This window comes from Desulfosarcina widdelii, assembly GCF_009688965.1.
Classification (GTDB): domain Bacteria; phylum Desulfobacterota; class Desulfobacteria; order Desulfobacterales; family Desulfosarcinaceae; genus Desulfosarcina; species Desulfosarcina widdelii.
Map to the genome: position 1 here is coordinate 4,009,833 of NZ_AP021875.1, position 14,717 is coordinate 4,024,549.

The 14,717-nt window shown below is 58.9% G+C and carries 16 protein-coding genes; 14 read left to right on the plus strand and 2 right to left on the minus strand.

What is annotated here, in order from left to right:
- Together GN111_RS18425 and GN111_RS18430 are read right to left on the minus strand one after the other, a co-directional pair.
- Positions 1-1,329, minus strand: coding sequence for a nicotinate phosphoribosyltransferase (locus GN111_RS18425; RefSeq protein WP_155305154.1), 1,329 nt, complete (start codon positions 1,327-1,329; stop codon positions 1-3).
- Positions 1,326-1,847 carry a cysteine hydrolase family protein gene (locus GN111_RS18430; RefSeq protein ID WP_155305155.1) on the minus strand — a complete coding sequence of 174 codons (522 nt, stop codon included), beginning with the start codon at positions 1,845-1,847 and terminating at the stop codon, positions 1,326-1,328. The genes GN111_RS18425 and GN111_RS18430 overlap by 4 nt, the downstream gene beginning before the upstream one ends.
- 336 nt (positions 1,848-2,183) lie before the next feature.
- On the opposite strand from GN111_RS18430, the gene GN111_RS18435 reads away from it, so the two are divergent.
- The 14 genes from GN111_RS18435 (at position 2,184) to GN111_RS18500 (ending at position 14,587) form a co-directional block, all read left to right on the plus strand.
- A complete protein-coding gene (locus tag GN111_RS18435; RefSeq protein WP_155305156.1) occupies positions 2,184-3,395 on the plus strand; it encodes an anion transporter in 1,212 nt (403 codons plus the stop codon).
- Between the two features lie 94 nt (positions 3,396-3,489).
- Complete coding sequence (locus GN111_RS18440; RefSeq protein WP_155305157.1) at positions 3,490-3,858, plus strand: hypothetical protein; 369 nt, start codon at positions 3,490-3,492, stop codon at positions 3,856-3,858.
- A gap of 159 nt (positions 3,859-4,017) precedes the next feature.
- On the plus strand, positions 4,018-5,169 hold the full coding sequence (locus tag GN111_RS18445; RefSeq protein ID WP_155305158.1) for a hypothetical protein: 1,152 nt from the start codon (positions 4,018-4,020) through the stop codon (positions 5,167-5,169).
- 154 nt (positions 5,170-5,323) lie between these two features.
- Positions 5,324-7,246 (plus strand): heavy metal translocating P-type ATPase, encoded by a 1,923-nt coding sequence (locus tag GN111_RS18450; protein WP_155305159.1) that lies wholly within the window; start codon positions 5,324-5,326, stop codon positions 7,244-7,246.
- 3 nt (positions 7,247-7,249) lie between these two features.
- Positions 7,250-7,657 carry a MarR family winged helix-turn-helix transcriptional regulator gene (locus tag GN111_RS18455; protein ID WP_155305160.1) on the plus strand — a complete coding sequence of 136 codons (408 nt, stop codon included), beginning with the start codon at positions 7,250-7,252 and terminating at the stop codon, positions 7,655-7,657.
- 269 nt (positions 7,658-7,926) lie between these two features.
- Positions 7,927-9,327, plus strand: a complete 1,401-nt coding sequence (atpD, locus tag GN111_RS18460) for a F0F1 ATP synthase subunit beta (RefSeq protein ID WP_155305161.1) — start codon at positions 7,927-7,929, stop codon at positions 9,325-9,327.
- Complete coding sequence (locus GN111_RS18465) at positions 9,324-9,710, plus strand: F0F1 ATP synthase subunit epsilon (protein WP_155305162.1); 387 nt, start codon at positions 9,324-9,326, stop codon at positions 9,708-9,710. Before atpD ends, GN111_RS18465 begins: the two co-directional genes overlap by 4 nt.
- Positions 9,703-10,023 (plus strand): AtpZ/AtpI family protein, encoded by a 321-nt coding sequence (locus GN111_RS18470; protein WP_155305163.1) that lies wholly within the window; start codon positions 9,703-9,705, stop codon positions 10,021-10,023. Before GN111_RS18465 ends, GN111_RS18470 begins: the two co-directional genes overlap by 8 nt.
- A 39-nt stretch (positions 10,024-10,062) precedes the next feature.
- Positions 10,063-10,365 carry an ATP synthase subunit I gene (locus GN111_RS18475; RefSeq protein ID WP_155305164.1) on the plus strand — a complete coding sequence of 101 codons (303 nt, stop codon included), beginning with the start codon at positions 10,063-10,065 and terminating at the stop codon, positions 10,363-10,365.
- Positions 10,349-11,059, plus strand: coding sequence for a F0F1 ATP synthase subunit A (locus GN111_RS18480; protein ID WP_155305165.1), 711 nt, complete (start codon positions 10,349-10,351; stop codon positions 11,057-11,059). Before GN111_RS18475 ends, GN111_RS18480 begins: the two co-directional genes overlap by 17 nt.
- Before the next feature lie 60 nt (positions 11,060-11,119).
- Positions 11,120-11,398 carry a F0F1 ATP synthase subunit C gene (locus tag GN111_RS18485; protein ID WP_155305166.1) on the plus strand — a complete coding sequence of 93 codons (279 nt, stop codon included), beginning with the start codon at positions 11,120-11,122 and terminating at the stop codon, positions 11,396-11,398.
- Between the two features lie 3 nt (positions 11,399-11,401).
- The gene (locus tag GN111_RS18490) at positions 11,402-12,157 is read left to right on the plus strand and encodes a F0F1 ATP synthase subunit B family protein (protein ID WP_155305167.1); all 756 of its coding nucleotides are present in this window, start codon (positions 11,402-11,404) and stop codon (positions 12,155-12,157) included.
- Positions 12,154-13,743, plus strand: a complete 1,590-nt coding sequence (locus GN111_RS18495; protein ID WP_197740380.1) for an alternate F1F0 ATPase, F1 subunit alpha — start codon at positions 12,154-12,156, stop codon at positions 13,741-13,743. The genes GN111_RS18490 and GN111_RS18495 overlap by 4 nt, the downstream gene beginning before the upstream one ends.
- The gene (locus tag GN111_RS18500) at positions 13,697-14,587 is read left to right on the plus strand and encodes a F0F1 ATP synthase subunit gamma (RefSeq protein ID WP_155305168.1); all 891 of its coding nucleotides are present in this window, start codon (positions 13,697-13,699) and stop codon (positions 14,585-14,587) included. The genes GN111_RS18495 and GN111_RS18500 overlap by 47 nt, the downstream gene beginning before the upstream one ends.
- The last annotated feature ends 130 nt before the right edge of the window (positions 14,588-14,717 follow it).

Genomic DNA, 14,717 nt, shown 5'->3' on the forward strand with positions numbered 1-14,717 from the left:
TCAACACTGATTTTGTAACTCAACCAACCGTTCGCTCGAAGCAACCGGATATTTCTCCGGATTTCTCAATTTCTTGGTTTTATCGTCCAATCGGTTGAAATTATCCGCGAATCGCTGGCGAATCTGTTCCAATGTGGGCCTCGGACCAACCGACCGTCCATTTTCCATCGCCGGTAAAAGCAATGGAACCGCGTCCTCCATCGATTCTTCGCGCAGGCCGATGATATCCACCTGAAAACAGCGATCTTCTGCCATTTTACGAAAGACCTGTTTTTCCCCGGCCAGGGTCACCTTGCCCGCGCTGGTCTTGCGCACATTCCGGTCCCCCATTCTCACCATTTTGTAAACCATGTCCAGGTAGGGGGCATCGGACGAGACGCCCATGCGCGTTCCCACACCGAAAGCATCGATGCGGGCACCTTCGGCAATCAGGCGCTCCAGTTCGTATTCGTCGAATCCGCTGCTGGCGAAAATCTTCACCTCCGGCAGGCCGGCTTCGTCCAGAATGCTTCTGACCTGTCGGCTGAGGGCCACCATGTCCCCGCTGTCCAGGCGAACCCCCGTCAACGCCTGTCCTTTTTGCTTCATGCGCTTACCCACCGCGGCGGCCTTTTCGGCTCCGGCGATGGTATCATAGGTATCGATGAGAAAAACGGCCGCTTTTGGAAACAGCTCGGCGTAGGCTTCGAAGGCCTCGGTTTCAGATTCGAAAGCGGTGACGAAGCTGTGGGCCATGGTACCCGAGGTCGGGATACCCCAGATCTTGCCGGCCAGCACATTGCTGGTACTCGCAAACCCGGCGATGTAACTGGACCGGGCCACGGTCATGCCGGCATGGATGCCCTGGGTCCGGCGCAGGGAGAAATCGATGAGGGGCCGGCCGGCGGCGGCATGAACACACCGCGATGCCTTGGTGGCCAGCATACTGGCCACGCCCACGGTATTGATCAAAAAAGTTTCCAGGAGTTGGGCTTCGATCAGGGGCGCCGACACCTCCAGCACCGGCTCATCGGCGAAAAAAATCTCCCCTTCGGCCATGGCCCGAACATCGCCTGTGAAACGCAGCGTCGCCAGGTGGGCCAGAAATTCGCGCTTGAAAAGTCCGGTTTGCGTCAACCATTCGATCTCACGATCACTGAATTGAAAGCGGGTCAGGGCATCCACGACAGCCTGGAGGCCACAGGCCACGAAGTAGCTCCGCTTGGGGTGGTCGCGGACAAACAAGGAAAAGGTGGCCGTCTCGTCCAGCCCCCGGTCGAAATAGCCGGCGGCCATGGTCAATTCATAGAGATCGGTAAACAGGGGGCCGGGAAATTCGGAGAAACTCATTGGATACGGGCTCCATACAAACGCTCCATCCGCTGCAGCGCAAATCGGTGCGCCTCGTCGTCAAAATCGGCTACCCCGGCGGAAGGCACCGTGGTATGGTAGTCCCGGTTGGCCAGCCCGCCGACGGTATCCATCACGCAGATCGAGGTGCAGACCCCCACCACTTCCACCTCTTCGGGTCCGAATGCGGCCAGGATTTTCTCCAGGTCGGTTCCATAAAAGCCGCTGTAGCGGGTTTTGGGCAGCACATGCTCCCCATCGTTGGGCGTCAGTTCGTCGATGATGCAGCTGCCCCAGGTGCCGGCCACGCAGTGTTTGGGGAACTTCTCGAACTCGAGGTCATCCTCCGAATGGGCGTCCTGAAGGAAAATCACCAGACTGCCCGCCTGCCGATGGGCTTCCAATCGCCGGCGCACAAAAGGAACGATATCCCGAGCGGCCTGCCCGCTGTACAATGCCCCTTTTTCGTCGATAAAGTCGTTAAGCATATCGACGACGATCAATGCCGATTTGACCATGTAGATCCGCCTTTCCGGGCCCGTTGCGGCCCGACGTGATAAACCCACCATAATCCTGAAACATTCGTTTGTAAACATCAGGATTATTTATGAATCATCAAAAAGACCGGACCGGCCGACAGAAGGAGCGTTCTGACGATTGATTAACTCACGCTCGGCTGGTAATAGACGTCGAATGATGGAACCCCCGGCTTGCGGATTCTGTAACGGGTCGAGAATACGCCAACAATCCAAGATAACGCGGATACCGAAAAAATTGAGTTGTCGGAAATTTTGCTCAATCTTGCTGACAGGGTCCGTTAACAGCCCTAAGGCTTCAAGGATATACGTGAACCCATGTCCATAACCCTTTTCCTGATCACCTATGTCGGCATCGCATTAGGCAAGGTCCCGGGGCTGGCTATCGACCGGGTGGGCATTGCCCTGCTGGGTGCCATCGCCATGGTCGGATTCGGTGTGCTGTCCACCCAGGACGCACTCCAGGCCATCGACCTGCCCACGATCCTGCTGCTTTACTCGCTGATGATCATCTCCGCCCAGCTGCGTCTCGGCGGATTCTACACCTGGTCGGCTTCGCGGATTTTGCCGCTGTTGACGCGACCCAAGCGGTTTTTATCGGCTCTGATGGCAGTCAGCGCCGTTTTGTCCGCCCTTCTGGCAAACGATATCGTCTGCTTCGCGTTCACCCCCGTGCTGACGGTCGCCCTGATCAGATCGGGCATGAACCCCCTGCCTTTTCTGTTGGGCTTGGCGATCTCCAGCAACATCGGCTCGGCGGCCACCATTATCGGCAACCCGCAGAACATGCTCATCGGGCAGGTCGGCCAGCTGGAATTCGGCCGATTCATCGCCTGGTGCACACCACCTGCACTGATCTCGCTGACGGGCGGATACCTGATGCTGCTCTGGCTTTGTCGGGATAAAATGACCATTGGGAAAACGCAACCCGTCAAGGCCGATCAAAACGCCTGGCCTGACTTCAATGCCTGGCAAAGCGCCAAAGGCATCGGCGCCGTGGTGCTTCTCGTGTTCCTTTTCTTCACGCCGGTCCCCCGCGAAGTGTCTGCCATTGCCATCGCCGGCATCCTGCTTTGCAGTCGCAAGATGAAAACCCGGGACATCCTGGGACTGGTGGACTGGCACCTGATCACCCTGTTCTGTGCGCTCTTCATCGTCATTCACGGCCTCGTGCATGCATACGATCTGCGCATCGTGGTGGATCGGCTCACCGGATGGGGAGTGAATCTTGGCAACAGTGCCACGTTGACCGGCCTGACGGCCGTGCTGAGCAATCTCTTCAGCAATGTGCCCGCCGTCATGCTGCTGGTTCCTTTCATGGATCCGATCGATCCACGACAGTGGTATACGCTGGCACTTGCCAGTACCTTTGCCGGCAACCTCTTCGTGCTGGGCAGTATTGCCAATCTCATCGTCATCGAACAGGCATCCCGCCTGGGCGTCCGCATCTCTTTCAAGGACCATGCGCGGGTGGGCGTGCCGGTGACCCTGGTATCATTGATCGTTCTGGTTGGTTGGGGTATAATTTGACAGGTTTGTCCAACGCAGGGCGGCGCCGGGTTCCGGGATTAACCGCATCCAAAACCGCAAACGGAAAGCTCTTTGGAGAAAGGAGATCGAAGCCATGAAATACATCGTCTATCTGCTGGGATTGTTGTGGATCGCCGCCGGCACCGCTGCCATCCTCTACACCGAGGACTACAAGGCCTTCCTTAAAGGCGCTATGGAGAAGCTGGACCGTTGGGTACTGGCTCTGATTCCGGCCGTTTTCGGCCTGCTTTTGCTGGTTGCCGCCTCTTCGACCACCCACGCCTGGTTTATCGGAGTGATCGGCGTACTCGGCATTGCCAAGGGGGTGCTGATCTACTTCAATCCCGCCGGACTGTTCGAAATTAGCAGAGACTGGCTTTATGGGCTGTCCGACCTGGGATATCGGTTGATGGGCATTATCGCCCTAGTGTTGGGGACCGTGGTGATCTCCTGGATTCAATAAGAGCGACTTCGTAAAAATCCCAATATCGGCGTTACGCTTCGTCCCTCGTCACTGCGGAGTATCGCCCAATACACCTCATTCCTCGGGACTCGCAAGCCTTGATCTCGAAATTTTTACGAAGCCGCTGGGGATCTGAAGCCTTCCGCCTACTGTAAAATTATGAGCACGATAAAAATATCGGGCAGGATTGCCATTTGTGGGTGGGCTTTTGCCGGTATAATGATCGTTGCCCTGCCCCTGTTGGGCATTGTGATTACAGGCAGGGACGCCGCCCTCTACCTGGAATTTCCGCCCACCACCCGCTATGTGCAGCATGCCGGGTTTTCCTGGGGTTGGTTCGCCTTTTTCACCCTGGCCGATTTGCTGCTGATGGGCGGGCTGCTGTGGGCGGTTTGCTCCGGTCGGAAGAGAAAAAAGGTTCTTGCCCCGCCGACTCCTGCCAGAAAACCTTTTCCCTGGTGGGGCTGGACCGGACTGGCGCTGTGCCTGCTGTCGTGGCTATTGGCCTGGCAGCGCTTCACCTGGTTCTGGCTGTTTCAGCCGCACACCTTTATGCCCATCTGGGCCGGCTTCATCCTGGCGGTCAACGCCCTCGCCGTCAAACGCAGCGGAAGCTGCCTGCTGTTGCGCCGGCCGCTGGGTTTTGTGCTTCTCTTTCCTACCAGCGCCGCCTTCTGGTGGGTTTTCGAATTTTTCAACCGGTTGGTGCAGAACTGGTACTACACCGGCATCGAAGGCATGGGGTCTGTCCAGTACAGCTATTTTTCCAGCCTGGCTTTCGCCACGGTGCTGCCCGGCGTGCTCAGCATGGTTGACCTATTGCTCACGTTCCCCGCGCTCGGCCACGGTCTGGCCCGCTGCCGGCCAATCCGGCTCCCTGCGGTCCCCTGGATTGCGCCGGTTCTCCTCGCATTCGCCGGCGCGGGTCTGGCTCTCATCGGCATCTTCCCGGATCAGCTTTTCGCCCTGCTTTGGGTTTCCCCCCTGCTGATCGTGCTCTGCCTGCAGCGATTGACCGGCCGCCCCACCCTGCTCCATCCGCTGGGCCATGGCGACTGGCGGCCGCTGGTCGTTCCGGCCCTGGCTGCCCTGACCTGCGGTTTCTTCTGGGAGATGTGGAACTACTCCAGCCTGGCCCGCTGGACCTACTCCATCCCCTACGTCGAACGGTTTTACCTGTTCGAGATGCCGATCCTGGGTTACGGCGGGTATCTTCCCTTCGGCCTGGAATGCCTGCTGGCGGGATCGCTGGTGATCGGCAATCCGTTCGATTCCGTTGGCCGGCATGGATTCTCACATCGGCGGCCATAGGAAATACAAATTTTCATTTCAATACAAATAGGTTAGAAATTTTTTCGACATCAATTGAAATCGCCTGTTGACACCAATTTGATTTTCTGATTGTTTGAATATCAAACTTCTTGATCGCCGAGGTTTATGAACTTCGAACAGGGAGAAAATCTGCATGATTGGACGCTACGGCGACTTGTCGGTGTACAAAACAGTTTTCAAATCAACGGACTTCTATCGCATTATTGCCGCCGGAAGCCTGATCCCGACCGGCTTTCTTTTATCCCGGGTCGATTTTAACATTGATTTTTCAATCGGCCCCGGGCTCGACCTTTCCCTGACCGGTCCTTTGGTGTTCAACCTGCTTCTGATCCTCTCCATCACCATAAACGGCTTTCCTATTATTCTGGACGCCCTTAAAGGACTCATTCGGCACAAGGTCAACGTTGACGAACTGGTCACCATCGCCATCGTGGCCTGCCTCCTCAACGGCAACTTCCTTGAAGCTGCCGTGATCAGTTTCATCATGGTCCTGGGTTCTTTTATCGAGGAGGCGGTCAGCGACAGGGCCAGAGGGGCGATCGAAACCCTCGTCAACACCAATCCCCGGACCGCCATGATCGAAGAAAACGGCCGCATGCAGGTCAAGCCCGTCGATACCATCCAGCCCGGTGAAATTGCCGTCGTCAAAGCCGGCGAGGTCATTCCCGTCGACGGCAGAATTGTAGACGGCTCGGGCTCCATCGACGAGTCGCTGCTCACCGGCGAGTCGCTGCCAGTGTACAAAGGCCCGGGTGACGACCTTTCGGCGGGGACCCTGAACATCGACGGCTATGTCAAACTCGCGGTCAGTCGCACCGGGGAAGACTCGACCATCGGCCGCATCATAGAACTGGTCCAGAACGCGGAAAACAGCCGGATCCAAAGCACCCGAATCGTCGACCGCTTCGCAGGCTACTTTACACCGACGATCCTGCTCATTGCCGCCTTGACCTGGCTGGCCACGCGGGACGTCACCCGCGCCATTGCCGTCTTGGTGGTCGGATGCCCCTGTTCTTTTCTGCTGGCCGGACCGGTGGCCACCGTGGCCGCGGTGGGCCGGGCGGCCAAATCTGGGATTTTGGTCAAAGGCGGCGAATACCTCGAAAAACTTGCCCGGTCCCGTGTCTTTTTTTTCGATAAAACCGGAACCCTGACTGCAGGCAAACCGGTGATCACGGCCATCCGCCCGGCCAATGGATTCACCGAAACCGCCTTGATGGAAACCGCCGCGGCCGTCGAGAGAGGCAGCACCCACCCGATTGCCGTTGCCATTTTGGAAAAAGCTGCAAAAATGGGGCTCAAAGAGAAAACGGCCGACCAAATGACCGTTATTCCCGGAGTTGGCGTCGAGGGCATCGTCGATGGCGAAAGCGTTTCGGTAATTGCCGGTTCGGCCGACCCGAACGATGCCGGAACGATTGTCCAGGTCGTCGTGAACGGTCTGCCGGCGGGTGAAATCGCCCTTCTGGACAGAGCGCGACCGGATGTTTCCAGCGCGTTGGACCAACTCAAGGCACTGGGTGCAACCCACATGGCCGTCCTTTCCGGGGACACGCCCGGCGCCGTGAAACAGGTGGCCGATGATGTTGGCATTACCGAAACCCACTTCCGCCTGAAACCCGAGGATAAAATGGCATTTATCCAACGCACCGATTTCGCCGACACGGTGTTCGTGGGTGATGGCATGAACGACGCGCCTTCCCTCAAGGCTTCGGCGGTAGGCATTGCAATGGGGCAAGGCGGATCGGAAATGGCCCTTTCCACGGCGGATATCGTCCTGATGAAAGACAGGATTTCGCAATTGCCGTTCCTGGTTCGTCTGAGCCGTAAAATGACGCGAACGATCAACGCCAATATCGCCATCAGTCTGGCCATCAACCTGGTTGCCATCTGCCTGGGGGCCATGGGCCTGCTCTCGCCGATCATGGGTGCCGTGGCGCACAACCTCGGGTCGATTCTCGTGGTCATGCTATCTTCGGCCATAGCCTTCACGCGGGAGGATGCCGTCGATCCGGCGCAGCCCTGCCGAATGAATACCTGCCAACATGGAGCCTGACGGATGAAAACGTTATCGGACCTGATTATCGAATTCTACGAAAAGCTCTCGTCCTGGGAGCACTCCGTTGTCGAGGGCAGCGGCATCACCCTGCCCCAGATGCACACCATCGAAATTTTGGGCGTCAACGACGGAATCAGAATGAAAGACCTGGCCGCCAAGATGGGGGTGACTACCGGAACCCTGACCGTAATGATCGACAATCTGGAAAAAAAGAACCTGGTCGAAAGAATCCCAAACCCTGACGACCGGCGCTCCTACGTCATCAAATTAAGTCCCGAGGGCGTCGATCACTATCGACGCCACTCAAACTTCCATCTGGAACTGACCCGCGAGTGCGTATCGAAGTTTTCCGATGAAGAGATCCAGACTTTCAGGTCGCTACTGCAAGAATTTATCAGCCACATTTGACGAGCTCGTAAAAAGCTTTTTGTGCATCCATTTTGCATTTTGTTTGGCATGGGCGCGTTCTTTGATCGGCTGACCGGCCGTCGGACAGACTCGGCGCATAGCAATTTCACCCGTCCAACCACAGCCCACGGTCGATTCCGCCATGTGAAAAGGCAAAAGCCATTTTACCGGCGGCCTGTCAGCGTTTTTTACACCCTGGAAAACCATCGAATCCCTTGCCGTAGCAGTCTTCAGCCTCCAATTTGGCCGGCGGGATCGCAGGGTACGAAATGATACCGGATTCAGACCATAAAACCGCCGGGACAACCCTTACGGGAAGAATCGTTGCTGTACGCGGCAATGTGGTGGACCTCGAATTCCCGGAGGCCCTGCCCTCCATTCATACCCTCATCCATTCGGGGGCCGACGGCGATGTGGGCATCGAAATTACCAGCCACCTCAACGAACGTCAGGTGCGCGGCATCGCCCTCAACGTCCCGGCAGGGCTCTACCGCGACCAGCCGGCCTGGACCGACGGCCTGCCGCTCATGGCTCCCGTGGGCGAAAATCTGTTGGGGAGAATGTTCAATGTTTTCGGGGAACCCATCGACGGCCAACCGACGCCTGTCGGGCTGCATCGCCGTTCGGTGCACCAATCGCCCATCGACCTGGCCCGGCGGGTGACCTCACAGGAGGTCTTTTTCACGGGCATCAAAGCCATCGACCTGCTGGTCCCCCTTGAACGGGGCGGCAAGGCGGGGCTGTTCGGCGGGGCCGGCGTGGGCAAAACCGTGGTAATCACCGAGTTGATTCACAACATGGTCGGCAGGCACAAAGGAATGAGTATTTTCTGCGGAATCGGCGAACGCTGCCGAGAGGGAGAAGAACTCCACCGGGAGATGGCCGCCGCTGGTGTGCTGCCCAACACCGTCATGGTCTTCGGACAGATGAACGAACCACCGGGCGCCCGTTTCCGGGTGGGACACACGGCCCTGACCATGGCGGAATATTTCCGCGACGACCTGGGCCGGGACGTACTGCTGCTAATCGACAACATCTTCCGCTTCATCCAGGCCGGATCGGAACTGTCCGGGCTGTTGGGTCGCCTGCCCTCGCGCATGGGTTATCAGCCCACCATGGCTACCGAACTGGCCGAACTGGAAGAGCGCATCGCCAGCACCCGCCAGGCGGCCATCACTTCCATCCAGGCCGTCTACGTTCCGGCCGACGACCTCACCGACCCGTCGGCAGTTCACACCTTCAGCCATCTTTCCGCCTCCATCGTGCTTTCCCGCAAGCGGGCCAGCGAAGGCTTCTATCCGGCCATCGATCTGCTGCAGTCCCGGTCGATCATGCTGCAGCCACGCATTATCGGCGAACGTCATCACCGGGTGGCCCGCGAGGTGCGCCGCACCCTGGCTACCTATGAGGAACTCAAGGACATCATCGCCATGCTGGGCATCGAGGAGCTTTCCCGCGAGGACCGGCAAACCGTCTATCGGGCGCGACGTTTAGAGCGTTTCCTCACTCAGCCGTTTTTCACCACCACCCAGTTCACCGGCCTGACGGGCAAGCTGGTGGAGGTCGAGGAAACCATCGACGGATGCGAGCGGATCCTCAACGACGAATTTTCCGAGCAGCCCGAAAGCGCCCTGTACATGATCGGCGGCATCGGGGAGGCGGCGCGGTGAAACTCAAGATCCTGCAGCCGCAGTCGGTGTTCATGGACGAAACCGTGGATAAGGTTGTAGCCCAGGGTCCCGAGGGCGCCTTTGGAATCCGGCCCCGGCATCTGGACATGGTCGCGGCCCTTTCCCCCGGCATCCTGGCCTACTGGCCTCCCGGCGGAGAAGAACACTTTCTGGCGGTCAACGGCGGCATCCTGGTCAAGCAGGGGGAAACCGTGCAGGTGGCCACGCGGATGGCGGTACTCGGTAATCTTGGCGACCTGCAAACAGCCGTGCGCCGTTTCGTCACCGATCTGGATGAACGCGAACGGCAAAACCGGGCGGTAGTAGCCCGACTGGAGGCCGACTTCATCCGCCGGTTTGTGGAATTCGGGAAAAATGTCTGACGATCTGTCCAAAAACGAAAAACGCTTCCCGGATGCCGTGGACGCGGTAGAGAAGCGCAAACTTCGGGCCAGGGAGAGAAAAAAGGACCCTGTCTGGTTCGGGTTGGGCATGTTCGGCATGGTGGGATGGGCCATTGCCATTCCCACGGTGCTGGGCATTTTTCTGGGTGTTTGGATCGACCTGCGCTGGCCCGGCCCATGGTCCTGGACCCTCATGCTTCTGGCCGTCGGCCTGTTACTGGGATGCCTGAACGCGGGGTTCTGGGTGAATCGGGAGCGGCGCATGATCGACCGGGAGAGGGAAGAGCCGTGACAACTTCGTCCGTAATTCTTTTTTCAGGAACTTAAAAGAATGGACGTCAATTTAACTTTGTTTGGGCTGGCTTTCTTGTGGGGCGCCTTTCTGGGACTGATCTATTTCGGCGGGTTGTGGCTGACATTGAAGACGGCGCCCGACAAACGGCGGCCGGTCCGCTGGCTGGCGATCAGTTTCGTCGCCCGTCTGACCATGGCCATGTCCGGCTTCTGGATTATACTGCGAATGAATCCAGCAGTCTTTTTCTGCACCCTGGCCGGATTTTTCCTGGTCCGTATCGTTCTGACCCGTATGCTGGGTCGCAAAATCAAAGGTGTTGGCCATGCAGCTCACGCCTGACGATCACATCTGGTGGCAATTCGGCCTGCTGCGGCTCAACAGTACCATTTTGTTCACCTGGGCTGTCATGGGGCTCCTCACAGTCGGCTCCCGGCTGGTCACCCGCCGACTGCAGACCGGCACCCGTGTGCCGCCGGTGCAGCATTTGCTGGAAGTCGTGGTTTTCCTCATCGAACAACAGCTGGACGAAATCTCGCCGCACCGGCCCAAGGGACTGCTTCCCTTTGTGGGGTCCCTGTTTCTTTTTATCGCCATCTGCAACCTGCTGGCCGCGGTGCCCGGATTCGAGCCGCCCACAGGCTCCCTTTCCACTACGGCGGCACTGGCCCTCTGCGTTTTTCTGGCGGTCCCCATCTACGGCATCAACGCCATTGGGATAAAGCGTTATGTAGGCAATTATCTTCGACCGACCCCGTTCATGCTGCCGTTCAACATCATGGGAGAATTCAGCCGGACCCTGGCCCTTTCCGTGCGTCTGTTCGGCAACGTCATGAGCGGCACCATGATCGGTGCCATCCTGCTGATCATCGCCCCGCTGATCGTTCCCATCCTCATGCAGTTGTTGGGACTGTTGACGGGGATGGTGCAGGCCTACATCTTCGCCATCTTGTCAGCAGTCTATATCAGCGCCGGCATGGAGGTAACCGCGCCAACGGAATCAACCTTTACGGAGGGCGGCCATACCCATGGTTAAAACCGGGGCGAAAACGTTTTGTATGATTAAAAACAATTCCACTATCAGGAGGAAAACCATATGGACACACTTGGTTGGGTTGCGGTGGCGTCAATTCTGTCGGCAGGCGTATGCATGGGCATCGGTGCCATCGGACCGGCCCTGGGTGAAGGGCGCGCCCTGGCCCAGGCCCTCGGATCCATCGCCCAGCAGCCGGACGAAACCAGTACCATCACCCGGACCCTGTTCGTGGGCATGGCCATGGTGGAATCAACGGCCATCTACTGCTTCGTGGTGACCATGATACTGATCTTCGCCAATCCGTTCTGGAAGTACTTTCTGTCAACGACCGGAGGATAAACCGTGCTGATCGACTGGTTTACGGTTTTCGCCCAGATCGTTAATTTCCTCATCCTCGTCTGGCTGCTGAACCGTTTTCTCTTCAAGCCGATTCGCGGCGCCATGGCGAAGCGGGAGAAAAAAATGACCGATGCCCTGAACCGCGCACGGCAGGCCGAACAGGAAGCTCAGGCCCGGGCGCTGGCGCTGGAACAGGAGAGGAATGCCTTGGCCGACGCCCGGGAAAGTCTCATGGCCGAGGCCCGGCAGGAAGTGGAAGGATGGCGGGAGACCGCACTGGAACGGGTCAAGGAAGAGGTGGAATCGCTTCGCAAGGCCTGGATGAGCAGCATGTCCCGGGACCGTCAGGCCTTTCTCGACCGGCTCAAGCGGCGTCTGGTGCATCAGGTGGTGCAAATCGGCGAGAAGACCCTGCGAGACCTTTCGGACCAGGATTTAAACCGGCAGGTACTGCGGGTCTTTCTGAAAAAAGTGGCCGACCGCAAAGATGCCCTGAACCACCGGGCCTCCGGCCAGGAATTGGTCGTCCAGTCGGGAATTCCCCTGGACGATGCGGATGACCACCTGCTGCGAAACCGTCTTGCGGCATGGTTCCCGACGGCCACACCCGTCCGCCTGGAGGTGCATCCGGAACTGGGCATGGGGATTGAGCTGGTGATCGGCGACCGCACGGCAGCCTGGCACCTGGCCGACTATCTTAAGGACCTGGAAGCCGAAATCATGGACAATCTTTTTGACGATGCACGGACGAAAACATGAACCAGGAGCACCACAACATGGGCAAAAACGACCTGGACGGTGTGCTGGCCGATGTTGATCGGGCCGTCGAGCGGGGGGTTTCGGGGTTCCTGGCCGACCTGAAAACCGGAGAGGTGGGCCGCGTCCGCTCGGTCGGGCAAGGCATCGCCTGGGTCGAAGGATTAGGGCAGGTGAAATTCGAGGAACTGGTAACCGCAGGATCCGGCGTTGCCGGGATGGTCCTGGATATCCTGTCCGACCGGGTGGGTGTTGTTCTCTTCGGCCCCAGCGAATCGGTGCACGCAGGGGACGAAGTACGCCGCAGCACCCGCGTCCTGGATGTACCCGTGGGAGAAGACCTGATCGGCCGGGTGGTGGATCCCCTGGGGCGCCCCCTGGACGGCCGGGCCACCCCCGAGGGCGCGGTGCGTCGAACCGTACTCCACGACGCCCCTCCGATCATGGACCGTGCGCCGGTGGTCCTACCATTGCAAACCGGCCTTAAAGTGGTGGACGCCCTGATCCCCATCGGTCGGGGGCAGCGGGAACTGATCCTGGGGGATCGCCAGACCGGTAAAACTGCAGTGGCCCTGGATACCATGGTCAACCAGACGGGCAAAGATGTCCTGTGCATTTACTGCTCCATCGGCCAGCGCAGTTCCGGTACGGCCAGGATAATCGAAACCCTGCAGCGCCAGGGGGCCATGGCGTACACCCTTGCCGTCGTGGTGGACGCCGACGCCCCCCCTGGGCTTCAGTATATCGCCCCCTACGCCGCCACGGCCATGGGGGAACATTTTATGGACGCAGGAAAAGACGTTCTCATCGTCTACGACGATCTCACCCGCCATGCCGTGGCCTACCGGCAGCTCAGCCTGCTCCTGCGCCGACCGCCGGGCCGCGAGGCCTTTCCCGGTGACATCTTCTACGTCCACTCCCGGCTGCTGGAGCGCGCCACCCACCTTCGCGAAGAATTGGGCGGCGGTTCGCTTACAGCCCTGCCGATTGCCGAAACCGAAGCCCAGAACATCGCGGCCTACATCCCGACCAACCTGATTTCGATCACCGACGGCCAGATCTACCTCTCCCCGGAACTCTTTCGGAAAGGGATATTGCCGGCGGTGGATGTGGGCAAGTCGGTTTCCCGGGTGGGCGGCAAGGCTCAACTGCCGGCCTATCGCAAGGTGGCCGGAGCGCTGCGCCTCTCCTATACGCAGTTCCAGGAACTGGAGTCCTTTGCCCGCTTCGGCACCCGGCTGGACGACCGCACCCGCCGAACACTGGAGCACGGCCGCCGGGTCCGTGCGGTGCTCCGGCAGAACGAACTGGGCACCATGCCCGCCGGCGAACAGGTCGCCATCCTGTTTGCCGTCTCCCAGGGACTTTTTGACGAAGTGCCCGAGTCGCGCATCGAAGAGGCCGAAGGGGTCGTACTCGATGCGGTGAGGACCGGCATCGCCGACCTGGATGAAATCATGGCCCGGGCCGGGGACGAAGATCCGGTCTGGGAACGGCTGACGCATCTCATCACAAATGCAATCAGCCCGTTCAAGGAGTCACATGCCGACACTGGAGACACTGAACCGCAGGATCCGAACCGCCCATGACCTGCTGGGCGTGGTCAAGACCATGAAAAGTCTGGCCGCCGTCAACATCCGCCAGTTCGAACGGGCGGTGGCCTCCCTGGAACAGTACCGCCATGTGGTGGACATGGGCTGGACCGTGTTTCTTCGTATGGAGCGTCCCACGCTTTTACAACCCAGAAACGAGTCGGATGTCTGTCTGGTAGTGGGTTCGGACCAGGGCATGTGCGGTCCGTTCAACGAATCCCTCTGGCCCTTCGCTCTGGAGCGAGTGGCAGCGGCAGAATCAGACGGCAAACGGCAATGGATCTACTGGAGTGTGGGGGAGAAGGTGGGCGCCATTCTGTCCGATACAGATGTGGTCCATGAAGTCCATTTCGCGGCCCCCGGCAGCCTGAACGCCGTCAACCAGCGAATTCGCGAGCTGATTCTGACCATCGAGCGGTGGCGCTCGGAAAAACGGATGGAAACCTTGTCCATCTGCCACCATGTGCTGGGGGATCGCGGCGGATACAGACCGGTGTTTCAGCGCATCCTGCCGCTGGATCCGGCCTGGGCCGAAGAGCGTCGACGCGCCCCCTGGCCGGGACGCTGCCTGCCCATGCTGGGCGCCTCCCGGGCAACGACATTCGCCCATCTCTTCCGGCAGTACCTGTTCATCTCCCTTTATCGGGCCCTGGCCCAGTCCCTGGCCAGCGAAAATGCGGCCCGGCTTATGGCGATGCAGGCCGCCGAAAAAAACATTTTGGAAACCCTCGACAACCTCCAGGCTCTCTTCCGCGAAGAACGCCAGGCCGCCATCACCAGCGAGCTGCTGGATATCGTTTCCGGGTTTGAAGCCCTGGGCGGCGAGAACATCGCCGGGTAGTCCCTTCAGCGACTGGTTTTTTCTTTTCAACGTCTTGATTCTCTGAGGAATATACTCTAACGTAAAATGTTCGATGTTCGACGATCAAATGGAAAAAAAGGGCTGGACGGAGCCGAGCCATCCTTTCGGG